This is a genomic window from Pseudomonas libanensis, assembly GCF_001439685.1.
Classification (GTDB): domain Bacteria; phylum Pseudomonadota; class Gammaproteobacteria; order Pseudomonadales; family Pseudomonadaceae; genus Aquipseudomonas; species Aquipseudomonas libanensis.
The window spans coordinates 10724-31270 of record NZ_JYLH01000022.1; the positions used below are offsets into that span (position 1 = coordinate 10724).

Consider the following 20547-nt stretch of genomic DNA (forward strand, 5'->3'; position numbering starts at 1 on the left):
CGTTTGGCCCGCTCTCTGCTCCGCCAGGAGGAAAGGCCTTGAAAGACCTACTGAATTTGCTGAAAAACCAGGGTCAAGTCGAAGAGTTCGACGCCATCCGTATTGGGTTGGCATCGCCTGAGATGATCCGTTCGTGGTCGTTCGGTGAAGTTAAAAAGCCGGAAACCATCAACTACCGTACGTTCAAACCTGAACGTGACGGCCTGTTCTGCGCCAAGATCTTTGGCCCGGTAAAGGATTACGAGTGCCTGTGCGGTAAGTACAAGCGCTTGAAGCACCGTGGTGTGATCTGCGAGAAGTGCGGCGTTGAAGTTGCACTGGCCAAGGTTCGTCGTGAGCGCATGGCGCACATCGAGCTGGCTTCGCCGGTTGCCCACATCTGGTTCCTGAAATCGCTGCCGTCCCGTATCGGCCTGCTGATGGACATGACCCTGCGTGATATCGAACGCGTTCTCTATTTCGAGAGCTATGTCGTTATCGATCCAGGCATGACCACCCTTGAAAAGGGCCAGCTGCTGAACGACGAGCAGTACTTCGAAGCGCTGGAAGAGTTCGGCGACGATTTCGATGCCCGCATGGGTGCCGAAGCTGTCCGCGAACTGCTGCACGCTATCGACCTGGAGCACGAAATTGGTCGTCTGCGCGAAGAAATTCCGCAAACCAATTCCGAGACCAAGATCAAGAAACTGTCCAAGCGTCTGAAGTTGATGGAAGCCTTCCAGGGTTCCGGCAACTTGCCAGAGTGGATGGTACTGACCGTTCTGCCGGTTCTGCCGCCAGACCTGCGTCCGCTGGTACCGTTGGACGGTGGTCGTTTCGCGACATCCGACCTCAACGACCTGTACCGCCGCGTGATCAACCGTAACAACCGCTTGAAGCGCCTGCTCGATCTGTCCGCTCCGGACATCATCGTGCGTAACGAAAAGCGTATGTTGCAGGAAGCTGTCGATGCCTTGCTCGACAACGGTCGTCGTGGCCGCGCTATCACCGGTTCCAACAAGCGTCCTCTGAAATCCCTGGCTGACATGATCAAGGGTAAGCAAGGTCGTTTCCGTCAGAACTTGCTCGGTAAGCGTGTTGACTACTCCGGTCGTTCGGTAATTACCGTAGGCCCGACCCTGCGTCTGCACCAGTGCGGTCTGCCTAAGAAAATGGCGCTCGAGCTGTTCAAGCCGTTCATCTTCGGCAAGCTGGAAATGCGCGGTCTTGCGACCACTATCAAAGCGGCCAAGAAAATGGTCGAGCGCGAACTGCCAGAGGTTTGGGACGTTCTCGCTGAAGTGATTCGCGAACACCCGGTTCTCCTCAACCGTGCACCGACCCTTCACCGTCTGGGTATCCAGGCGTTTGAACCGGTACTGATCGAAGGTAAGGCTATCCAGCTGCACCCTCTGGTCTGTGCTGCGTACAACGCTGACTTCGACGGCGACCAAATGGCCGTGCACGTACCGCTGACACTGGAAGCCCAGTTGGAAGCGCGTGCGTTGATGATGTCGACCAACAACATTCTGTCGCCAGCCAACGGTGAGCCAATCATCGTTCCGTCGCAGGACGTTGTATTGGGTCTGTACTACATGACGCGTGAAGCGATCAACGCCAAGGGCGAAGGTCGTGTGTTCGCTGACCTGCAGGAAGTTGACCGTGTGTTCCGTGCCGGCGAAGCCGCACTGCACGCCAAGGTCAAAGTGCGGATCCACGAGACTGTCAACGACCGTGATGGCGGCAGCGTGAGCAACGTTCGTATCGTCGACACTACTGTTGGCCGTGCACTGTTGTACCAGGTTGTGCCAAAAGGCCTGTCGTACGACGTCGTCAACCTGCCAATGAAGAAAAAGGCGATCTCCAAGCTGATCAACCAGTGCTACCGCGTGGTTGGTTTGAAAGAGACCGTGATCTTCGCTGACCAGTTGATGTACACCGGTTTTGCTTACTCGACTATTTCCGGCGTTTCCATCGGCGTTAACGACTTCGTTATCCCTGATGAAAAAGCTCGCATCATCGCGGCTGCTACCGATGAAGTGAAAGAGATCGAAAGCCAGTACGCCTCAGGCCTGGTAACCCAGGGCGAGAAGTACAACAAAGTGATCGACCTTTGGTCCAAGGCCAACGACGAAGTATCCAAGGCGATGATGGCCAACCTCTCGAAAGAGAAAGTCATCGACCGTCACGGCGACGAAGTCGACCAGGAGTCCTTCAACTCGATGTACATGATGGCCGACTCGGGCGCACGGGGTTCTGCTGCGCAGATCCGTCAGCTCGCCGGTATGCGTGGCCTGATGGCCAAGCCGGACGGCTCCATCATCGAAACGCCGATTACCGCGAACTTCCGTGAAGGTTTGAGCGTACTTCAGTACTTCATCTCCACTCACGGTGCTCGTAAGGGTCTTGCGGATACCGCGTTGAAAACCGCTAACTCCGGTTACCTGACTCGTCGTCTGGTAGACGTTGCACAAGATCTGGTTGTAACCGAGATCGATTGCGGCACCGAGCACGGCCTGCTGATGACTCCGCACATTGAAGGCGGTGACGTTGTAGAGCCGCTGGGTGAGCGCGTATTGGGTCGTGTTATTGCCCGTGACGTGTTCAAGCCAGGTACCGAGGAAGTTATCGTTCCTGCCGGCACCCTGGTGGATGAGAAGTGGGTCGAGTTCATCGAACTCAACAGCATCGACGAAGTGATCGTTCGCTCGCCGATCAGCTGCGAAACCCGCTACGGCATCTGCGCCAAGTGCTACGGTCGTGACTTGGCTCGTGGTCACCAAGTGAACATCGGTGAAGCGGTCGGCGTTATCGCTGCCCAGTCCATCGGTGAGCCGGGTACCCAGCTCACCATGCGTACGTTCCACATCGGTGGTGCGGCAAGCCGGACCTCCGCAGCCGACAGTGTTCAGGTTAAGAATGGCGGTACCGTCCGCCTGCATAACCTCAAGCACGTTGAGCGAGTGGATGGCCACCTGGTTGCTGTGTCCCGTTCCGGTGAGCTGGCAATCGCTGATGACTACGGTCGTGAGCGCGAGCGTTACAAGCTGCCGTACGGTGCTGTGATCTCGGTTAAAGAGGGTGACAAGGTCGACGCTGGCGCAATCGTGGCCAAGTGGGATCCGCACACTCACCCAATCGTTACCGAAATGAAAGGTACCGTGACCTACGTGGGCATGGAAGAAGGCATTACGATCAAGCGTCAGACTGACGAATTGACCGGTATGACCAACATTGAAGTACTCGACGCCAAAGATCGTCCAGCTGCCGGTAAAGACATCCGTCCTGCCGTGAAGATGGTCGACGACAACGGCAAGGATCTGTTGCTGCCAGGCACTGACGTAATCGCTCAGTACTTCCTGCCAGCCAACGCCCTGGTCGGTGTAGCGGATGGTGCGAAGATCGCGATCGGTGATGTTATCGCGCGTATCCCGCAAGAAACTTCGAAGACCCGTGACATCACCGGTGGTCTGCCGCGTGTTGCTGACTTGTTCGAAGCGCGTCGTCCGAAAGAAGCGTCGATTCTGGCTGAAGTCAGCGGCACCATCGCGTTCGGTAAAGAGACCAAGGGCAAGCGCCGTCTGGTCATTACCCCGAACGACGGTAGCGATCCGTATGAAGAGCTGATTCCGAAGTGGCGTCACCTGAACGTCTTCGAAGGCGAACAGGTAAACCGCGGCGAAGTTATCTCCGATGGCCCGAGCGATCCGCACGACATCCTGCGTCTGCTGGGTGTGAGTGCGCTGGCCAAGTACATCGTCAACGAGATCCAGGACGTTTACCGTCTGCAGGGCGTGAAGATCAACGACAAGCACATCGAGACCATCCTGCGTCAGATGCTGCGTAAAGTTGAAATCGCTGAATCTGGCGATTCCAGTTTCATCAAAGGCGACCAGATGGAACTGACTCACGTACTGGTAGAAAACGAGCGCCTGGCGAACGAAGAGAAATTCGTTTCCAAGTTCACTCGCGTGCTGCTGGGTATCACCAAGGCGTCGTTGTCCACTGAGTCGTTCATCTCGGCGGCCTCCTTCCAGGAGACCACTCGCGTACTGACCGAAGCAGCGGTAACCGGCAAGCGCGATTACTTGCGCGGCCTGAAAGAAAACGTAGTCGTGGGTCGTCTGATCCCGGCAGGTACCGGTTTGGCTTACCACAGCGAGCGTAAGCGTCGCCGTGATGCTGACAAGCCGCTGCGCGTAAGCGCCAGTGAAGTGGAAGCTGCACTGACCGAAGCGCTGAACTCAAGCGGTAACTGAGTTCTGCAATAGATGAGTCTGGGCCCTGGCACTCCCATTCGTCGGATCGAGGCATTTTTGCCCCGGTTCGACGCAAGGGGAGGTCGGGGCCTTGCCTTGACTGGGGGCAAGATCCTCTTTAGACTCTTGTACCCCTAAATTTGGCGGGAATTCGTTCCTGCCATTTTGCTTTTCTTGCAAGACAATAGCGTCGCAAGACAACAGTGGAGCTAGTAGATGGCAACTATCAACCAGCTGGTACGTCAGCCGCGTAAGCGTATCGTCGAGAAATCCGACGTACCTGCGCTGCAGAACTGCCCGCAACGTCGTGGCGTATGCACCCGTGTGTATACCACCACGCCGAAAAAACCTAACTCGGCACTGCGTAAAGTATGCCGTGTGCGTCTGACCAACGGTTTCGAGGTTTCCTCGTACATCGGCGGTGAAGGCCACAACCTGCAAGAGCACAGCGTGGTACTGATCCGCGGCGGTCGTGTAAAAGACTTGCCCGGTGTTCGTTATCACACCGTACGCGGTTCCTTGGATACTTCCGGCGTTAAAGGTCGTAACCAGGGTCGTTCGAAGTACGGTACCAAAAAGCCTAAGTAGTAGCGGCTTTTTGTAAACCTGAATCATCTTATTTTCTGAGTCGATAAGAGTAAGGTCGGAGGCGTCCCGAAAGGGCACCGATTCCGAGCGAACCTGAAGACCGTTTGAGGGCTTATCCATGCCAAGAAGACGCGTAGCAGCCAAGCGCGAAGTGCTTGACGATCCAAAATACGGAAGCCAAATCCTGGCCAAGTTCATGAACCACGTGATGGAAAGCGGCAAAAAAGCCGTTGCCGAGCGTATCGTTTATGGCGCGCTGGAAAAGGTTAAAGAACGCAAGAACAGCGACCCCCTGGAAATCTTCGAGAAAGCTCTCGACGCCATCGCTCCGCTGGTCGAAGTGAAGTCGCGCCGTGTAGGCGGTGCTACTTACCAGGTTCCGGTTGAAGTTCGCCCGTCCCGTCGTAACGCTCTGGCAATGCGCTGGTTGGTAGACTTCGCCCGTAAGCGCGGCGAGAAGTCTATGGCTCTGCGTTTGGCCGGCGAATTGTTGGACGCTGCTGAAGGTAAAGGTGCTGCTGTTAAGAAGCGTGAAGACGTGCACCGTATGGCTGAAGCTAACAAAGCTTTCTCGCACTACCGCTTCTAATTTTAGCTTCACTAATTTTGCGAGGGCTTTATGGCTCGTACTACTCCGATTAGCCGCTACCGTAACATCGGTATCGTCGCTCACGTGGATGCTGGTAAAACCACCACCACCGAGCGCGTACTGTTTTACACCGGCAAAAGTCACAAGATGGGCGAGGTGCATGATGGCGCCGCGACCACAGACTGGATGGTTCAGGAGCAGGAGCGTGGTATTACCATTACTTCTGCTGCTATTACCGCCTTCTGGAAGGGTTCCGAGAAGCAGTACAAAGATGAGCATCGCTTCAACGTAATCGATACCCCGGGCCACGTAGACTTCACCATTGAAGTTGAACGTTCCCTGCGCGTGCTCGACGGCGCTGTCGTTGTGTTCTGCGGTACCTCGGGTGTTGAGCCTCAGTCGGAAACCGTATGGCGTCAAGCCAACAAATACGGCGTTCCACGTCTTGTTTACGTAAACAAGATGGACCGTGCTGGCGCCAACTTCCTGCGCGTGATCGGTCAGATCAAGCAGCGCCTGGGTCACACCCCGGTGCCAATCCAGTTGGCTATCGGTTCCGAAGACAACTTCCAAGGCCAGATCGATCTGCTGACCATGGAAGCTGTTTATTGGAACGATGCTGACAAAGGTATGGTTCCTGTTCGTAAGCCTATCCCTGCTGAACTGCAGGAACTGGCTGACGAGTGGCGCAACAACATGGTTGAAGCTGCGGCTGAAGCCAACGAAGAGCTGATGAACAAATACCTCGAAGGTGAAGAACTCACCAACGTGGAAATCAAGGCTGCTCTGCGTCAGCGTACTATCGCTGGCGAAATCGTCTTGGCTGTTTGCGGCTCCTCGTTCAAGAACAAGGGTGTTCCCCTGGTTCTCGATGCTGTGATCGACTACCTGCCGGCGCCGGTTGATATTCCTGCCATCAAGGGTACCGACCCGGATGACGAGACTATCGAGCTGGAGCGTCATGCGGACGACGCAGAACCGTTCTCCGCTCTGGCATTTAAAATTGCCACTGACCCATTCGTGGGTACCTTGACCTTCGTCCGTGTTTACTCGGGCGTGTTGAACTCCGGCGACGGCGTGATCAACTCGGTTAAAGGCAAGAAAGAGCGCGTGGGTCGTATGGTGCAAATGCACGCAAACGCCCGCGAAGAGATCAAGGAAGTACGCGCTGGTGACATCGCGGCCTTGATCGGCATGAAGGACGTCACCACTGGTGAAACCTTGTGCAACGCTGACAAGCCAATCATCCTGGTTCGCATGGACTTCCCGGAGCCGGTTATTTCGGTTGCCGTAGAGCCTAAGACCAAGGATGACCAGGAAAAAATGGGTATCGCTCTGGGCAAGCTTGCTCAGGAAGATCCATCTTTCCGCGTCAAGACTGATGAAGAGACTGGTCAAACGATCATCTCGGGCATGGGCGAGCTTCACCTGGACATCCTGGTTGACCGGATGCGCCGTGAGTTCAACGTCGAAGCCAACATCGGTAAGCCTCAGGTTTCCTATCGTGAGCGCATCACGAAGAACTGTGAAATCGAAGGCAAGTTCGTTCGTCAGTCCGGCGGTCGTGGTCAGTTCGGTCACTGCTGGATCCGTTTTGCGCCTGCTGACGAAGGTCAGGAAGGTCTGCAATTCGTGAACGAAGTAGTGGGTGGTGTTGTTCCTAAGGAATACATCCCTGCTATCCAGAAGGGTATCGAAGAGCAGATGAAGAACGGTGTTGTTGCCGGCTATCCGCTGATCGGCCTGAAAGCAACCGTTTTTGACGGTTCTTACCACGACGTCGACTCCAACGAGATGGCGTTTAAGGTGGCTGCCTCCATGGCAACCAAGCAACTGGCCCAGAAGGGCGGTGGTGAGTTGCTTGAGCCAATCATGGCGGTAGAAGTTGTTACACCTGAAGACTATATGGGTGATGTCATGGGCGACCTTAACCGTCGTCGCGGCATGATCTTGGGTATGGAAGACACGGTTTCCGGCAAAGTGATTCGCGCTGAGGTTCCGTTGGGTGAGATGTTCGGTTATGCGACCGACGTTCGCTCCATGTCCCAGGGTCGCGCAAGCTACTCTATGGAATTCAAAAAATACAACACAGCTCCGGCGCACATCGCTGAAACTGTATCCAAAAAACAAGGCTGATTCAGTCCTTTAGGCAAGGAGTTAATTGTCGTGGCTAAAGAAAAATTTGATCGTTCCCTACCGCACGTCAACGTTGGCACCATCGGTCACGTTGACCACGGTAAAACCACTCTGACTGCTGCTCTGACTCGCGTTTGCTCCGAAGTATTCGGTTCTGCAATCGTTGATTTCGATAAAATCGACAGCGCACCAGAAGAAAAAGCTCGTGGTATCACCATCAACACCGCACACGTTGAATACAACTCGCTGATCCGTCACTACGCTCACGTTGACTGCCCAGGTCACGCTGACTATGTGAAGAACATGATCACCGGTGCTGCCCAGATGGACGGCGCAATCCTGGTTTGTTCGGCCGCTGATGGTCCGATGCCACAAACCCGTGAGCACATCCTGCTGTCCCGTCAGGTTGGCGTTCCGTACATCGTGGTTTACCTGAACAAGGCTGACTTGGTAGACGACGCTGAGCTGCTGGAACTGGTTGAGATGGAAGTGCGCGATCTGCTGAGCACTTACGACTTCCCAGGTGACGACACTCCGATCATCATCGGTTCTGCTCGTATGGCTCTGGAAGGCAAAGACGATAACGAAATGGGCACCACGTCCGTTCGTAAACTGGTTGAGACTCTGGATAGCTACATCCCAGATCCAGTCCGTGTTATCGACAAGCCGTTCCTGATGCCAATCGAAGACGTATTCTCGATCTCCGGTCGCGGTACTGTTGTAACTGGCCGTATCGAGCGCGGTATCGTCAAGGTTCAAGATCCACTGGAAATCGTTGGTCTGCGTGACACTACCGTCACCACCTGCACCGGTGTTGAAATGTTCCGTAAACTGCTCGACGAAGGTCGTGCTGGCGAGAACTGCGGCGTTCTGCTGCGTGGTACCAAGCGTGACGACGTTGAGCGTGGCCAGGTTCTGGTCAAGCCGGGTTCGGTTAAGCCGCACACCAAGTTCGAAGCTGAAGTGTACGTGCTGAGCAAAGAAGAAGGCGGCCGTCACACTCCGTTCTTCAAAGGCTACCGTCCACAGTTCTACTTCCGTACTACTGACGTGACTGGTAACTGCGAACTGCCGGAAGGCGTTGAGATGGTAATGCCGGGCGACAACATTAAAATGGTTGTTACCCTGATCAAAACCATCGCGATGGAAGACGGTCTGCGTTTCGCTATTCGCGAAGGCGGCCGTACCGTTGGTGCTGGCGTTGTAGCTAAAATCATCGAGTAATTATCTCTTCTGAGATAGCTCGATGTTTTGAGAAGGCCCCCGCTTAGCGGGGGCCTTTTTTATTGGGTTGACACCTATCAGGGGCGTCTATAGAATTGCGCCTCCTTTTAACGGGCGTATTGCGCTCGCTGGGAATAGCAGCCGGAGTCTGAAATCCAATGCAAAATCAGCAAATCCGTATCAGGTTGAAGGCTTTTGACCATCGCCTGATCGACCAATCCACCCAGGAAATCGTGGAAACCGCGAAACGTACTGGTGCTCAAGTGCGTGGTCCAATTCCACTGCCTACCCGTAAAGAGCGGTTCACCGTTCTGGTCTCCCCGCACGTCAACAAAGACGCGCGTGACCAGTACGAGATCCGTACTCATAAGCGCGTACTGGACATCGTCCAGCCAACGGATAAAACCGTTGATGCACTTATGAAGCTCGATCTGGCGGCCGGTGTGGAAGTACAGATCAGCCTCGGCTAAGACTTGGGTCTTAGTCGTGTAACGCTCTGAAATGGGCGGCCATAGCGGGTGAAAGCCCCGTACACTCATGAGGTTTACAACATGACTATTGGTGTAGTCGGTCGTAAATGCGGTATGACCCGTATTTTCACCGAAGAAGGTGTCTCCATTCCGGTCACGGTCATTGAGATCGAACCGAATCGCGTCACCCAGTTCAAAACTGAAGAAACCGATGGCTATCGTGCAGTGCAAGTCACTGTCGGCGAGCGTCGTGCTTCGCGCGTGACTGCTGCTCAAGCAGGTCACTTCGCTAAAGCAAACGTTGCAGCTGGTCGCACCGTCATGGAGTTCCGTCTTGAAGACGGCGACTACAAGGCTGGCGATCTGATCAACGCTGAAATCTTCGCCGCTGGTCAACTGGTTGATGTAACCGGTCAGTCCAAGGGTAAAGGCTTCCAGGGTACGATCAAGCGTTGGAATTTCCGTGGTCAAGACAACACTCACGGTAACTCCGTTTCCCACCGCGTCCCGGGCTCTATTGGCCAGTGCCAGACTCCTGGTCGTGTATTCAAGGGCAAAAAAATGTCCGGTCATATGGGCGCTGAGCGCGTGACCGTGCAGTCCCTCGAAGTAGTGCGCGTCGACGCTGAACGCAATCTGTTGTTGGTCAAGGGTGCTGTTCCTGGCGCTACTGGCGGCAACCTGGTTGTACGTCCAGCGGCCAAGGCTCGCGGTTAAGGGGAAGCTGACATGCAATTAAATGTAAATGACGCTCAAGCGATCGAAGTTTCCGAACTGACATTTGGCGGCGAATTCAACGAGACGCTGGTTCACCAAGCAGTCGTGGCCTACATGGCCGGCGGCCGTCAAGGTAGCAAGCAGCAAAAGACCCGTTCCGACGTACGTGGTGGCGGTAAGCGCCCTTGGCGTCAGAAAGGCACTGGCCGTGCTCGTGCCGGTACTATCCGTAGCCCAATCTGGCGTGGCGGCGGTACCACTTTCGCAGCTCGTCCACAGGATCACTCGCAGAAGCTCAACAAGAAGATGTATCGCGCAGCTCTGCGCTCCATCCTTGCTGAACTCGTGCGTACCGATCGTCTGGTCGTGGTTCAGGACTTCGCTGTTGAAAGTCCAAAAACCAAAGAACTGCTGGGCAAACTGACCAACATGAGCCTGACCGATGTTTTGATCGTGTCTGAAGCCGTTGATCAGAACCTGTACCTGGCTGCTCGCAACCTGCCACACGTTGATGTACGTGACGTGCAAGGTTCCGATCCAGTTAGTCTGATCGCATACGACAAGGTGTTGATCACCGTGTCGGCCGTGAAGAAATTCGAGGAGCTGCTGGGATGAACCAGGAACGCGTATTTAAAGTTCTGCTTGGCCCGCACGTTTCCGAAAAGGCTACGGTTCTGGCTGACAAGAAAGGCCAGTTCGTTTTCAAGGTTGCAACTGACGCAACCAAGCTGGAAATCAAGAAGGCCGTCGAAAGCCTGTTCAGCGTGAAAGTAGAGCGTGTTACTACCCTGAATGTTCTGGGTAAGAGCAAGCGCACTGCTCGCGGTCTGGGCAAGCGTAATGACTGGAAGAAGGCAGTTATCTCCCTTCAGCCAGGCCAAGATCTCGATTTCAGCAGCAGTGCTGAGTAAGGAAGGGGTGCATCATGGCAATCGTTAAATGCAAACCGACTTCCCCTGGCCGCCGTTTTGTGGTCAAGGTGGTCAACCAGGAGCTGCATAAAGGCGCTCCTCACGCACCGCTGCTCGAGAAAAAATCGAAGACTGGTGGTCGTAACAACAATGGTCGTATTACCACTCGTCACATCGGTGGTGGCCATAAGCAGCATTATCGTCTGGTCGATTTCCGTCGCAACGACAAAGATGGCATCTCCGCCACTGTCGAGCGTATCGAATACGATCCAAACCGTACTGCTCACATCGCTCTGCTGCTGTACGCAGATGGCGAGCGTCGCTACATCATCGCCCCTAAAGGCGTGAGTGCTGGCGACCAGCTGATCGCAGGTGCCCTGGCGCCGATCAAGCCGGGCAACGCTCTGCAACTGCGCAACATTCCAGTTGGTAGCACCGTACACGGCATCGAATTGAAGCCAGGTAAAGGCGCGCAAATCGCTCGTTCCGCTGGTGCTTCGGCTCAGCTGATCGCTCGTGAAGGTGTCTACGTGACCCTGCGTCTGCGTTCTGGTGAGATGCGTAAAGTGCTGGCTGAATGCCGCGCGACCCTGGGTGAAGTCTCGAACTCCGAGCACAGCCTGCGTTCGCTGGGTAAAGCTGGTGCCAAACGCTGGCGTGGCGTTCGCCCAACCGTTCGTGGTGTTGCCATGAACCCGGTTGACCACCCACACGGTGGTGGTGAAGGTCGTACCTCTGGTGGTCGTCATCCGGTATCGCCATGGGGCTTCCCGACTAAGGGCGCGAAGACTCGTGGTAATAAGCGTACCGACAAAATGATCGTCCGTCGTCGCAAGTAAATAGAGGGATACGACAGTGCCACGTTCTCTGAAAAAAGGTCCTTTTATTGATCTTCACCTACTGAAGAAGATCGAAGTGGCGGCGGAAAAGAACGATCGCAAACCAGTTAAAACCTGGTCGCGCCGTTCGATGATCCTGCCACAAATGGTCGGTCTGACCATCGCTGTACACAACGGTCGCTTGCACGTCCCAGTTCTCGTGAACGAAGACATGGTCGGCCACAAACTAGGCGAGTTTGCCGGTACCCGCACTTATCGTGGGCACGTGGCAGACAAGAAAGCCAAGCGTTAAGGGGTTAGGAAATGGAAGTAGCCGCTAAGTTGTCGGGCGCTCGAATCTCCGCCCAGAAAGCCCGCTTGGTCGCCGACCAGATCCGCGGGAAGAAGGTGGGCGAAGCGCTCAACCTGTTGGCTTTCAGCAGTAAGAAAGCCGCCGAGATCATGAAGAAAGTGCTGGAGTCGGCCGTAGCCAACGCCGAGCATAACGAAGGCGCAGACGTTGATGACCTGAAGGTCAGCACCGTTTTCGTCAACGAAGGGCGTTCGCTGAAGCGTATCATGCCACGTGCCAAAGGCCGTGCTGATCGCATCGTCAAGCGGTCTTGCCATATCACTGTCAAGGTTGCTGACAAGTAACGGAGTCGAAGAGATGGGTCAGAAAGTACATCCCATTGGCATTCGCCTGGGAATCGTCAAGGAGCACACCTCCGTCTGGTACGCAGACGGTCGGACTTATGCGGACTATTTGTTCGCTGATCTGAAGGTGCGTGAGTATCTCCAAGACAAACTAAAAAGCGCGTCCGTAAGCCGTATCGATATCCATCGTCCGGCGCAAACTGCACGTATCACCATCCACACCGCTCGTCCAGGTATCGTTATCGGGAAGAAAGGTGAAGATGTTGAGAAACTGCGTCAGGACCTGACCAAGCAAATGGGTGTGCCTGTGCACATCAATATCGAAGAGATCCGTAAGCCGGAGCTCGACGGTATGCTGGTTGCGCAGAGCGTAGCTCAGCAGCTGGAACGCCGCGTAATGTTCCGTCGCGCTATGAAGCGTGCCGTACAGAACGCCATGCGTATTGGTGCCAAAGGCATCAAAATCCAAGTGAGCGGTCGTCTCGGCGGTGCTGAAATCGCACGTACTGAATGGTATCGCGAAGGTCGTGTGCCACTGCACACCCTGCGTGCCGACATCGACTATGCCAACTACGAAGCTCACACCACTTACGGTGTGATCGGTGTAAAGGTTTGGATCTTCAAAGGCGAAGTAATTGGTGGTCGCCAAGAAGAACTGAAACCACAAGCACCAGCGCCTCGTAAAAAAGCTGCTAAGTAAGGGGTACGCCAAATGTTGCAACCTAAGCGTACGAAGTTCCGCAAGCAGATGACAGGCCACAACCGTGGTCTGGCTCAGCGCGGTAGCAAAGTCAGCTTCGGCGAGTTCGCGCTGAAGTCTGTAGCTCGTGGTCGTCTCACCGCTCGTCAGATCGAGTCAGCGCGTCGTGCTCTGACCCGTCACGTAAAACGTGGCGGCAAGATCTGGATCCGTGTATTCCCGGACAAGCCGATCTCCAAAAAACCTCTCGAGGTTCGGATGGGTAAAGGTAAGGGTAACGTGGAATACTGGGTAGCCCAGATTCAGCCAGGCAAAGTCCTGTATGAAATCGAGGGCGTTTCTGAAGAGCTGGCGCGTGAGGCTTTCGCCCTGGCTGCTGCAAAGCTGCCGCTCGCCACCTCCTTTGTTAAACGGACGGTGATGTGATGAAAGCGAATGAACTTCGTGAAAAATCCGCACAGCAGCTGAACGAGCAACTGCTCGGCCTGCTGCGCGACCAGTTCAATCTGCGCATGCAGAAAGCAACTGGCCAGTTGGGGCAGTCTCATCTGCTCTCGCAAGTTAAGCGTGACATCGCTCGCGTGAAGACTGTGCTCAACCAGCAGGCAGGTAAGTGATCATGGCTGAAGCCGAAAAGACTGTCCGTACGCTGACTGGCCGTGTTGTCAGCGACAAGATGGACAAAACCATCACCGTTTTGATCGAGCGTCGTGTTAAGCACCCGATCTACGGTAAATATGTTAAGCGTTCGACTAAGCTGCACGCGCACGACGAAACCAACCAGTGCCACATCGGCGACAAAGTCACTATTCGTGAAACTCGTCCGCTGGCCAAGACCAAGTCTTGGGCACTGGTTGATATTCTCGAACGCGCTGTGGAAGTCTAAGGACTAGGGGTCGGAGAAATTATATGATTCAGACTCAATCCATGCTCGATGTGGCCGATAACAGCGGCGCTCGCCGTGTTATGTGCATCAAGGTGCTGGGTGGCTCCCATCGTCGTTACGCTGGTATCGGTGACATCATCAAAGTTACCGTGAAGGAAGCAATTCCTCGCGGTAAGGTGAAAAAAGGCCAAGTGATGACTGCTGTCGTAGTCCGCACTCGTCACGGCGTACGTCGTGCAGATGGCTCCATTATCCGCTTTGATGGCAACGCTGCTGTTCTTCTGAACAACAAGCAAGAGCCTATCGGCACCCGTATCTTTGGGCCAGTGACCCGTGAACTTCGTACTGAGAAGTTCATGAAGATCGTCTCGCTCGCCCCAGAAGTGCTGTAAGGAGATCCGACATGCAAAAGATTCGTCGTGACGACGAGATCATCGTGATCGCCGGCAAAGACAAAGGTAAGCGCGGTAAGGTGCTGAAGGTTCTCGCCAACAACCGTCTGGTTATCGGTGGTCTGAACCTGGTCAAGCGTCATACCAAGCCTAACCCGATGTCGGGCGTGCAGGGCGGTATCGTCGAGAAAGAAGCTCCGCTGGACGCTTCTAACGTCGCCATCTTCAACGGCGAAACCAACAAGGCTGATCGCGTTGGTTTCAAAGTAGAAGACGGTAAGAAAATTCGTGTCTTCAAGTCGACCCAAAAAGCGGTTGATGCTTGAACACTGCTAGGTAGATAAGACCATGGCACGACTACAAGAGATTTACCGGAAGGAAATCGCCCCCAAGCTTAAGGAAGAACTTAAGCTCGGGAACGTGATGGAAGTTCCGCGCGTCACCAAAATCACCCTGAACATGGGTCTGGGCGAAGCGATTGGTGACAAAAAAGTCATCGAGCACGCTGTTGCTGACCTGGAAAAGATCACCGGTCAAAAAGTCGTTGTGACTTACGCTCGGAAATCCATCGCGGGCTTTAAAGTCCGTGAAGGTTGGCCGATCGGCGTCAAAGTGACTCTGCGCCGTGAGCGTATGTACGAATTCCTGGATCGTCTGCTGTCGATCTCCCTGCCTCGGGTTCGCGACTTCCGCGGCCTGAATGCCAAGTCCTTCGATGGTCGTGGTAACTACAGCATGGGCGTGAAAGAGCAGATCATCTTCCCGGAAATCGACTACGACAAGATCGATGCTCTCCGCGGTCTGGACATCACCCTGACCACCACTGCCAAGAACGATGATGAAGGTCGCGCCCTGTTGCGTGCTTTCAAATTCCCGTTCCGCAACTGATTGGAGTAGGACCATGGCCAAGATGAGCATGAAAAACCGCGAGCTGAAGCGTCAGCTCACGGTTGCCAAGTACGCCAAGAAGCGTGCAGCACTGAAAGCAATCATCGTTGATCTGAACGCAAGTCCAGAAGCGCGTTGGGAAGCTACAGTTGCTCTGCAGAAGCAGCCACGTGACGCAAGCGCCTCGCGCATGCGTAACCGCTGCCGCCTGACCGGTCGTCCACACGGCGTTTACCGCAAGTTCGGCCTCGGCCGTAACAAACTGCGTGAAGCGGCAATGCGTGGTGACGTACCAGGTCTGGTTAAAGCCAGCTGGTAAGTACGTTCGAAGTCCAGGCGGTTCGGATCGCAAGATACTGACCGCCGGTGACCTTGAATCTGGAACAAGCCCCTTTTGGGGCTTGTTTCATTTCCGGAGTGTGTCTAGAATACCCGGCTCGCCTGAGCCCGTGTTTTCTATGCTCGGAGATTCTCGGCGACATATGTAGCCGCAAGGCTAATTTTTTTGTATTAGGAGCGTCTAGCCCATGAGTATGCAGGACCCGTTAGCGGACATGCTAACTCGTATCCGTAATGCCCAGATGGCTGAAAAGTCCGTCGTAAGCATGCCATCTTCCAAGTTGAAGGTAGCTGTTGCCAAAGTCCTGAAAGACGAAGGCTACATTGCGGGTTATCAGATCAGCAGCGAAATCAAACCTCTGCTGTCCATCGAGCTGAAGTACTTCGAAGGCCGTTCGGTCATCGAGGAAGTGAAGCGCGTTAGCCGTCCAGGCCTGCGTCAGTACAAGTCCGCTGAAGATCTGCCGAAAGTTCGTGGCGGTCTGGGCGTGTCTATCGTCTCCACCAACAAAGGTGTGATGACGGATCGTGCTGCGCGCGCTGCCGGTGTCGGCGGCGAAGTTCTTTGCACTGTGTTCTAAGGGGGGATAAGCATGTCACGCGTCGCTAAGAACCCCGTTAAGCTGCCAGCCGGTGTCGAAGTCAAATTCGCAGGCCAACAGCTTTCGGTGAAGGGTGCCAAGGGTACTCTTGAACTGAACATCCATTCGTCCGTTGAGATCGTTGAAGAAGCTGGTGAGCTGCGTTTCGCTGCTCGCAATGGCGATCAACAAACTCGCGCAATGGCCGGTACCACGCGTGCGTTGGTAAACAACATGGTCCAAGGCGTAAGCCAAGGCTTCGAGCGTAAGCTCCAGCTGGTCGGTGTTGGTTACAAAGCGCAAGCAAAAGGCACGGTTCTGAACCTTGCCCTTGGCTTCTCGCACCCTGTGGATTACGAACTGCCAGCGGGCATCACTGCTGAGACTCCTAGCCAGACCGATATCCTGATCAAGGGCATCGACAAGCAGCTGGTAGGTCAAGTGGCCGCTGAGATCCGCGACTTCCGTCCACCAGAGCCGTACAAAGGCAAAGGTGTGCGCTACGCGGACGAAGTCGTCCGTCGTAAAGAAGCCAAGAAGAAGTAGGGCATAGCAAATGACCGACAAAAAAGTTACTCGACTGCGTCGCGCTCGCAAAGCACGCCTGAAAATGCACGAACTCGAAGTCGTGCGTCTCTGCGTGTTCCGCTCGTCGCAGCACATCTACGCCCAGGTCATCTCGGCCGACGGCAACAAAGTCCTGGCAAGCGCCTCGACTTTGGATAAAGAACTGCGTGATGGTGCCACTGGCAACATCGACGCGGCCACAAAGGTTGGCCAGCTGGTCGCTACGCGTGCTAAGGCCGCTGGCGTCTCGCAAGTGGCTTTCGACCGCTCTGGCTTCAAGTACCACGGTCGCGTGAAAGCGCTGGCTGATGCTGCTCGTGAAGCTGGGCTGGAGTTCTAAGTTATGTCAAATAACGACCAAAAGCGCGACGAAGGCTACATTGAGAAGCTGGTTCAAGTTAACCGCGTAGCCAAAACCGTTAAAGGCGGCCGTATCTTCACTTTCACCGCGTTGACCGTGGTAGGTGATGGTAAAGGGCGTGTTGGCTTCGGCCGTGGCAAGTCACGTGAAGTGCCTGCTGCGATCCAGAAGGCAATGGAAGCTGCTCGTCGCAACATGATCCAAGTTGATCTGAACGGCACCACTCTGCAGTACGCAATGAAGTCCGCCCATGGCGCTTCGAAGGTGTACATGCAGCCTGCTTCTGAAGGTACCGGTATCATCGCTGGCGGCGCTATGCGTGCTGTCCTCGAAGTTGCTGGCGTTCAGAACGTTCTGGCCAAGTGCTACGGCTCGACTAACCCGGTAAACGTGGTTCACGCCACTTTCAAGGGTTTGAAAGCTATGCAATCTCCTGAGTCTATCGCTGCCAAGCGTGGCCTGACTGTCAAGGAGATCTTCTGATCATGGCTACCGTTAAAGTAACGCTGATCAAAAGCATGACCGGCCGCATCCCTAACCACAAACTGTGCGTTAAAGGTTTGGGTCTGCGTCGCATCGGTCACACTGTAGAAGTCCAGGATACTCCCGAGAATCGCGGGATGATCAACAAGGCTTACTACATGCTGCGTGTAGAGGGTTAATCGATGAAACTCAATGATCTGAGTCCAGCGCCGGGTTCCCGTCGCGAAAAGCATCGTCCGGGCCGTGGTATCGGTAGCGGTTTGGGTAAGACTGGTGGCCGTGGCCACAAAGGTCAAACCTCCCGCTCCGGTGGTACCATCGCTCCAGGCTTTGAAGGCGGTCAACAGCCGCTGCATCGTCGCCTGCCTAAGTTCGGTTTCGTATCCCTGAAAGCCATGGATCGCGCAGAAGTGCGTCTGTCCGAGCTGGCTAAAGTGGAAGGCGACATCGTTACTGTGCAGACCCTGAAAGATGCCAACGTGATTAACGTCAACGTACAGCGTGTGAAAATCATGCTGTCCGGTGAAGTGACTCGCGCTGTCACTATCGGCAAGGGAATCGGCGCCACCAAAGGTGCGCGTTCGGCTATCGAAGCAGCTGGCGGCAAGTTCGAGGAATAAATGGCTAAGCAAGGTGCTCTCTCAGCGCTCGGCAAAGGCGGTATGTCTGAACTTTGGGCTCGTCTGCGTTTTCTGTTCCTGGCGATTATCGTCTACCGAATAGGCGCACACATCCCGGTTCCAGGTATCAACCCGGACCGACTCGCAGACCTGTTTCGACAGAATGAGGGGACCATTCTTAGCTTGTTCAACATGTTTTCCGGTGGCGCGCTGGAGCGGATGAGCATTTTTGCACTGGGGATCATGCCGTACATCTCGGCATCGATCATCATGCAACTGATGACAGCCGTCAGCCCGCAACTGGAGCAGTTGAAGAAGGAAGGTGAAGCTGGCCGTCGCAAGATTAGCCAGTACACCCGCTACGGCACTGTCGTCCTCGCCCTGGTTCAAGCTATCGGCATGTCCGTTGGCCTGGCCGGGCAGGGCGTTGCGTTCACTGGTGACTTTGGCTTCCATTTCGTCGCAGTATCCACTTTTGTGGCTGGTGCGATGTTCATGATGTGGCTGGGTGAGCAGATTACTGAGCGTGGTGTTGGTAACGGTATCTCGATGTTGATTTTCGCAGGTATCGTCGCCGGTCTTCCGAGAGCAATCGGGCAGTCTTTCGAGTCTGCGCGTCAGGGTGATATCAATATCTTCGCCTTGGTTGCCATCGGTTTGCTGGCAGTAGCGATTATCGGTTTTGTGGTGTTCATTGAGCGTGGCCAGCGTCGTATTGCTGTTCACTACGCCAAGCGTCAGCAGGGCCGTAAGGTCTTTGCTGCGCAGACCAGCCACTTGCCGCTGAAAGTGAATATGGCCGGCGTTATTCCGGCAATTTTCGCGAGCAGCATCTTGCTGTTTCCGGCTTCGTTGGGTACCTGGTTTGGTCAGTCCGAAAATATGGGCTGGCTGCAGGACCTCTCTCAGTCGATCGCTCCTGGTCAGCCGTTGAATATTCTGCTGTTTAGTGCAGGGATTATTTTCTTCTGCTTCTTCTATACGGCGTTGATGTTCAATCCGAAAGACGTAGCGGAAAACCTGAAGAAGTCCGGTGCCTTTATTCCGGGCATCCGTCCAGGTGAGCAGTCGGCACGCTACATTGATGGCGTTCTGACTCGTTTGACCCTGTTCGGTGCTCTATATATGACGGCCGTGTGCTTGTTGCCCCAGTTCCTGGTGGTTGCAGCAAACGTTCCGTTCTACCTTGGCGGGACCTCGTTGCTGATCGTGGTCGTGGTTGTGATGGACTTCATGTCCCAAGTACAATCGCACCTCGTTTCGCACCAGTACGAATCCCTGATGAAGAAAGCCAACCTGAAGGGCTACGGCAGCGGCATGTTGCGCTGAGTACCCCATAAGGTTCGAGGAGTTGGTGATGAAAGTTCGTGCATCGGTGAAAAAGCTGTGCCGTAACTGCAAGATTATTCGCCGCGAAGGTGTTGTTCGAGTAATTTGCAGCGCGGAACCGCGTCACAAACAGCGCCAAGGCTGAGTGTGATCCGCTTGAAGCCCGGCAGCTAGTGCGCTGCCGGGTTGATTATTTGTTATTACAGCGATATTATCTCGCGCCCTATTTCTTGGCTTCCGGGGCGTAGGTAGCTGTCAATTGGAGTCCCACTGAATGGCCCGTATTGCAGGCGTTAACATTCCAGATAACAAGCACACTGTTATCTCGCTGACCTACATCTATGGTGTTGGTCGCACTACTGCGCAGAAAATTTGCGCAGTTGCTGGGGTAAACCCAGCCGCTAAGATCAAGGATCTGAGCGACGAGCAGATTGAACAGCTGCGTGGCGAAGTGGCGAAGTTCACCACTGAAGGTGACCTGCGTCGCGAAATCAACATGAAAATCAAGCGTTTGATGGACCTCGGTTGCTATCGCGGTCTGCGTCATCGTCGTGGTCTTCCAGTACGCGGTCAGCGTACCAAGACTAACGCGCGTACCCGTAAAGGTCCGCGTAAGCCGATCCGCAAGTAATCGCCCCAGCGAATCGACAGGAAAATTATCATGGCAAAACCTGCTGCTCGTCCTCGTAAAAAAGTTAAAAAGACAGTGGTTGATGGCATCGCCCACATCCATGCATCTTTTAACAACACCATCGTGACCATCACCGACCGTCAAGGTAACGCGCTTTCTTGGGCTACCTCCGGTGGTTCGGGTTTCCGCGGTTCCCGCAAGTCCACCCCGTTTGCTGCTCAAGTAGCTGCTGAACGTGCTGGTCAAGCTGCGCTGGAATACGGCCTGAAAAACCTCGACGTTAACGTCAAAGGTCCAGGTCCAGGTCGTGAGTCTGCTGTCCGTGCTTTGAACGGCTGTGGCTATAAGATCGCCAGCATCACCGACGTGACGCCAATCCCGCACAACGGGTGCCGTCCGCCGAAGAAGCGCCGCGTGTAATC

30 protein-coding genes are annotated in these 20547 nt (G+C 54.7%); all 30 read left to right on the forward strand.

Translation table 11 applies throughout. The features are described 5' to 3' along the window. Nucleotides 1–38: 38 nt before the first annotated feature. Nucleotides 39–4238, forward strand: coding sequence for a DNA-directed RNA polymerase subunit beta' (gene rpoC / locus TU73_RS25510; protein ID WP_057014517.1), 4200 nt, complete (start codon nucleotides 39–41; stop codon nucleotides 4236–4238). Between the two features lie 216 nt (nucleotides 4239–4454). Further along, entirely contained in the window at nucleotides 4455–4826 is a 372-nt protein-coding gene (rpsL, locus tag TU73_RS25515) for a 30S ribosomal protein S12 (RefSeq protein WP_002555494.1), read from the forward strand. Between the two features lie 118 nt (nucleotides 4827–4944). Continuing rightward, complete coding sequence (rpsG, locus tag TU73_RS25520; RefSeq protein WP_002555493.1) at nucleotides 4945–5415, forward strand: 30S ribosomal protein S7; 471 nt, start codon at nucleotides 4945–4947, stop codon at nucleotides 5413–5415. Between the two features lie 30 nt (nucleotides 5416–5445). Continuing rightward, nucleotides 5446–7551: an elongation factor G gene (gene fusA / locus TU73_RS25525; RefSeq protein ID WP_015886136.1), complete on the forward strand. Its 2106-nt coding sequence runs from the start codon at nucleotides 5446–5448 to the stop codon at nucleotides 7549–7551. Between the two features lie 30 nt (nucleotides 7552–7581). After that, on the forward strand, nucleotides 7582–8775 hold the full coding sequence (gene tuf, locus TU73_RS25530; RefSeq protein ID WP_003176426.1) for an elongation factor Tu: 1194 nt from the start codon (nucleotides 7582–7584) through the stop codon (nucleotides 8773–8775). A gap of 158 nt (nucleotides 8776–8933) precedes the next feature. After that, nucleotides 8934–9245 carry a 30S ribosomal protein S10 gene (rpsJ, locus tag TU73_RS25535; protein WP_003186070.1) on the forward strand — a complete coding sequence of 104 codons (312 nt, stop codon included), beginning with the start codon at nucleotides 8934–8936 and terminating at the stop codon, nucleotides 9243–9245. 81 nt (nucleotides 9246–9326) lie between these two features. Then, the gene (rplC, locus tag TU73_RS25540; protein ID WP_003176425.1) at nucleotides 9327–9962 is read left to right on the forward strand and encodes a 50S ribosomal protein L3; all 636 of its coding nucleotides are present in this window, start codon (nucleotides 9327–9329) and stop codon (nucleotides 9960–9962) included. A gap of 12 nt (nucleotides 9963–9974) precedes the next feature. Beyond that, complete coding sequence (gene rplD, locus TU73_RS25545) at nucleotides 9975–10577, forward strand: 50S ribosomal protein L4 (protein ID WP_057014518.1); 603 nt, start codon at nucleotides 9975–9977, stop codon at nucleotides 10575–10577. Beyond that, nucleotides 10574–10873 carry a 50S ribosomal protein L23 gene (rplW, locus tag TU73_RS25550; protein WP_002555488.1) on the forward strand — a complete coding sequence of 100 codons (300 nt, stop codon included), beginning with the start codon at nucleotides 10574–10576 and terminating at the stop codon, nucleotides 10871–10873. Before rplD ends, rplW begins: the two co-directional genes overlap by 4 nt. Before the next feature lie 14 nt (nucleotides 10874–10887). Continuing rightward, nucleotides 10888–11712 carry a 50S ribosomal protein L2 gene (gene rplB, locus TU73_RS25555; protein WP_003176423.1) on the forward strand — a complete coding sequence of 275 codons (825 nt, stop codon included), beginning with the start codon at nucleotides 10888–10890 and terminating at the stop codon, nucleotides 11710–11712. 16 nt (nucleotides 11713–11728) lie between these two features. Further along, the gene (gene rpsS / locus TU73_RS25560; RefSeq protein WP_003232420.1) at nucleotides 11729–12004 is read left to right on the forward strand and encodes a 30S ribosomal protein S19; all 276 of its coding nucleotides are present in this window, start codon (nucleotides 11729–11731) and stop codon (nucleotides 12002–12004) included. Nucleotides 12005–12015: 11 nt separating this feature from the next. Then, a complete protein-coding gene (rplV, locus tag TU73_RS25565) occupies nucleotides 12016–12348 on the forward strand; it encodes a 50S ribosomal protein L22 (RefSeq protein WP_003103908.1) in 333 nt (110 codons plus the stop codon). A 13-nt stretch (nucleotides 12349–12361) separates the two neighbouring features. Next, on the forward strand, nucleotides 12362–13048 hold the full coding sequence (gene rpsC, locus TU73_RS25570; RefSeq protein ID WP_003176422.1) for a 30S ribosomal protein S3: 687 nt from the start codon (nucleotides 12362–12364) through the stop codon (nucleotides 13046–13048). Nucleotides 13049–13060: 12 nt separating this feature from the next. Then, entirely contained in the window at nucleotides 13061–13474 is a 414-nt protein-coding gene (rplP, locus tag TU73_RS25575) for a 50S ribosomal protein L16 (RefSeq protein ID WP_003176421.1), read from the forward strand. Next, nucleotides 13474–13665, forward strand: coding sequence for a 50S ribosomal protein L29 (gene rpmC, locus TU73_RS25580; RefSeq protein ID WP_002555481.1), 192 nt, complete (start codon nucleotides 13474–13476; stop codon nucleotides 13663–13665). Before rplP ends, rpmC begins: the two co-directional genes overlap by 1 nt. Before the next feature lie 2 nt (nucleotides 13666–13667). Then, on the forward strand, nucleotides 13668–13934 hold the full coding sequence (gene rpsQ / locus TU73_RS25585; RefSeq protein WP_003444370.1) for a 30S ribosomal protein S17: 267 nt from the start codon (nucleotides 13668–13670) through the stop codon (nucleotides 13932–13934). Nucleotides 13935–13957: 23 nt separating this feature from the next. Beyond that, nucleotides 13958–14326: a 50S ribosomal protein L14 gene (gene rplN, locus TU73_RS25590; RefSeq protein WP_002555479.1), complete on the forward strand. Its 369-nt coding sequence runs from the start codon at nucleotides 13958–13960 to the stop codon at nucleotides 14324–14326. An 11-nt stretch (nucleotides 14327–14337) separates the two neighbouring features. Continuing rightward, a complete protein-coding gene (rplX, locus tag TU73_RS25595) occupies nucleotides 14338–14652 on the forward strand; it encodes a 50S ribosomal protein L24 (protein ID WP_003176416.1) in 315 nt (104 codons plus the stop codon). Between the two features lie 22 nt (nucleotides 14653–14674). Then, nucleotides 14675–15214 (forward strand): 50S ribosomal protein L5, encoded by a 540-nt coding sequence (gene rplE, locus TU73_RS25600; protein ID WP_003194642.1) that lies wholly within the window; start codon nucleotides 14675–14677, stop codon nucleotides 15212–15214. A gap of 13 nt (nucleotides 15215–15227) precedes the next feature. Further along, complete coding sequence (gene rpsN, locus TU73_RS25605) at nucleotides 15228–15533, forward strand: 30S ribosomal protein S14 (protein WP_003176414.1); 306 nt, start codon at nucleotides 15228–15230, stop codon at nucleotides 15531–15533. Between the two features lie 208 nt (nucleotides 15534–15741). Further along, nucleotides 15742–16134: a 30S ribosomal protein S8 gene (rpsH, locus tag TU73_RS25610; protein WP_003176413.1), complete on the forward strand. Its 393-nt coding sequence runs from the start codon at nucleotides 15742–15744 to the stop codon at nucleotides 16132–16134. Between the two features lie 12 nt (nucleotides 16135–16146). Then, nucleotides 16147–16680 carry a 50S ribosomal protein L6 gene (gene rplF, locus TU73_RS25615; RefSeq protein ID WP_003194640.1) on the forward strand — a complete coding sequence of 178 codons (534 nt, stop codon included), beginning with the start codon at nucleotides 16147–16149 and terminating at the stop codon, nucleotides 16678–16680. Between the two features lie 10 nt (nucleotides 16681–16690). After that, nucleotides 16691–17041: a 50S ribosomal protein L18 gene (rplR, locus tag TU73_RS25620; RefSeq protein ID WP_003186037.1), complete on the forward strand. Its 351-nt coding sequence runs from the start codon at nucleotides 16691–16693 to the stop codon at nucleotides 17039–17041. A 3-nt stretch (nucleotides 17042–17044) separates the two neighbouring features. Then, nucleotides 17045–17545 carry a 30S ribosomal protein S5 gene (gene rpsE / locus TU73_RS25625; protein WP_003176409.1) on the forward strand — a complete coding sequence of 167 codons (501 nt, stop codon included), beginning with the start codon at nucleotides 17045–17047 and terminating at the stop codon, nucleotides 17543–17545. 2 nt (nucleotides 17546–17547) lie between these two features. Next, a complete protein-coding gene (gene rpmD / locus TU73_RS25630; RefSeq protein ID WP_003176408.1) occupies nucleotides 17548–17724 on the forward strand; it encodes a 50S ribosomal protein L30 in 177 nt (58 codons plus the stop codon). A 3-nt stretch (nucleotides 17725–17727) separates the two neighbouring features. Next, nucleotides 17728–18165 carry a 50S ribosomal protein L15 gene (rplO, locus tag TU73_RS25635; RefSeq protein WP_003176407.1) on the forward strand — a complete coding sequence of 146 codons (438 nt, stop codon included), beginning with the start codon at nucleotides 17728–17730 and terminating at the stop codon, nucleotides 18163–18165. Then, nucleotides 18166–19494 (forward strand): preprotein translocase subunit SecY, encoded by a 1329-nt coding sequence (gene secY, locus TU73_RS25640; protein WP_003194637.1) that lies wholly within the window; start codon nucleotides 18166–18168, stop codon nucleotides 19492–19494. A 28-nt stretch (nucleotides 19495–19522) separates the two neighbouring features. Beyond that, the gene (rpmJ, locus tag TU73_RS28760) at nucleotides 19523–19639 is read left to right on the forward strand and encodes a 50S ribosomal protein L36 (protein WP_002555468.1); all 117 of its coding nucleotides are present in this window, start codon (nucleotides 19523–19525) and stop codon (nucleotides 19637–19639) included. Between the two features lie 129 nt (nucleotides 19640–19768). Next, entirely contained in the window at nucleotides 19769–20125 is a 357-nt protein-coding gene (rpsM, locus tag TU73_RS25645; RefSeq protein WP_003194635.1) for a 30S ribosomal protein S13, read from the forward strand. A 30-nt stretch (nucleotides 20126–20155) separates the two neighbouring features. Beyond that, nucleotides 20156–20545, forward strand: coding sequence for a 30S ribosomal protein S11 (rpsK, locus tag TU73_RS25650; RefSeq protein WP_002555466.1), 390 nt, complete (start codon nucleotides 20156–20158; stop codon nucleotides 20543–20545). Nucleotides 20546–20547: the final 2 nt, after the last annotated feature.

Coding starts and splice junctions, on each gene's coding strand:
- rpsL (WP_002555494.1), top strand. CDS start 4,455: ATGGCAACTATCAACCAGCTGGTACGTCAGCCGCGTAAGCGTATCGTC.
- rpsG (WP_002555493.1), top strand. CDS start 4,945: ATGCCAAGAAGACGCGTAGCAGCCAAGCGCGAAGTGCTTGACGATCCA.
- fusA (WP_015886136.1), top strand. CDS start 5,446: ATGGCTCGTACTACTCCGATTAGCCGCTACCGTAACATCGGTATCGTC.
- rpsJ (WP_003186070.1), top strand. CDS start 8,934: ATGCAAAATCAGCAAATCCGTATCAGGTTGAAGGCTTTTGACCATCGC.
- rplC (WP_003176425.1), top strand. CDS start 9,327: ATGACTATTGGTGTAGTCGGTCGTAAATGCGGTATGACCCGTATTTTC.
- rplD (WP_057014518.1), top strand. CDS start 9,975: ATGCAATTAAATGTAAATGACGCTCAAGCGATCGAAGTTTCCGAACTG.
- rplW (WP_002555488.1), top strand. CDS start 10,574: ATGAACCAGGAACGCGTATTTAAAGTTCTGCTTGGCCCGCACGTTTCC.
- rplB (WP_003176423.1), top strand. CDS start 10,888: ATGGCAATCGTTAAATGCAAACCGACTTCCCCTGGCCGCCGTTTTGTG.
- rplV (WP_003103908.1), top strand. CDS start 12,016: ATGGAAGTAGCCGCTAAGTTGTCGGGCGCTCGAATCTCCGCCCAGAAA.
- rpsC (WP_003176422.1), top strand. CDS start 12,362: ATGGGTCAGAAAGTACATCCCATTGGCATTCGCCTGGGAATCGTCAAG.
- rplP (WP_003176421.1), top strand. CDS start 13,061: ATGTTGCAACCTAAGCGTACGAAGTTCCGCAAGCAGATGACAGGCCAC.
- rpmC (WP_002555481.1), top strand. CDS start 13,474: ATGAAAGCGAATGAACTTCGTGAAAAATCCGCACAGCAGCTGAACGAG.
- rpsQ (WP_003444370.1), top strand. CDS start 13,668: ATGGCTGAAGCCGAAAAGACTGTCCGTACGCTGACTGGCCGTGTTGTC.
- rplN (WP_002555479.1), top strand. CDS start 13,958: ATGATTCAGACTCAATCCATGCTCGATGTGGCCGATAACAGCGGCGCT.
- rplX (WP_003176416.1), top strand. CDS start 14,338: ATGCAAAAGATTCGTCGTGACGACGAGATCATCGTGATCGCCGGCAAA.
- rplE (WP_003194642.1), top strand. CDS start 14,675: ATGGCACGACTACAAGAGATTTACCGGAAGGAAATCGCCCCCAAGCTT.
- rpsN (WP_003176414.1), top strand. CDS start 15,228: ATGGCCAAGATGAGCATGAAAAACCGCGAGCTGAAGCGTCAGCTCACG.
- rpsH (WP_003176413.1), top strand. CDS start 15,742: ATGAGTATGCAGGACCCGTTAGCGGACATGCTAACTCGTATCCGTAAT.
- rplF (WP_003194640.1), top strand. CDS start 16,147: ATGTCACGCGTCGCTAAGAACCCCGTTAAGCTGCCAGCCGGTGTCGAA.
- rplR (WP_003186037.1), top strand. CDS start 16,691: ATGACCGACAAAAAAGTTACTCGACTGCGTCGCGCTCGCAAAGCACGC.
- rpsE (WP_003176409.1), top strand. CDS start 17,045: ATGTCAAATAACGACCAAAAGCGCGACGAAGGCTACATTGAGAAGCTG.
- rpmD (WP_003176408.1), top strand. CDS start 17,548: ATGGCTACCGTTAAAGTAACGCTGATCAAAAGCATGACCGGCCGCATC.
- rplO (WP_003176407.1), top strand. CDS start 17,728: ATGAAACTCAATGATCTGAGTCCAGCGCCGGGTTCCCGTCGCGAAAAG.
- secY (WP_003194637.1), top strand. CDS start 18,166: ATGGCTAAGCAAGGTGCTCTCTCAGCGCTCGGCAAAGGCGGTATGTCT.
- rpmJ (WP_002555468.1), top strand. CDS start 19,523: ATGAAAGTTCGTGCATCGGTGAAAAAGCTGTGCCGTAACTGCAAGATT.
- rpsM (WP_003194635.1), top strand. CDS start 19,769: ATGGCCCGTATTGCAGGCGTTAACATTCCAGATAACAAGCACACTGTT.
- rpsK (WP_002555466.1), top strand. CDS start 20,156: ATGGCAAAACCTGCTGCTCGTCCTCGTAAAAAAGTTAAAAAGACAGTG.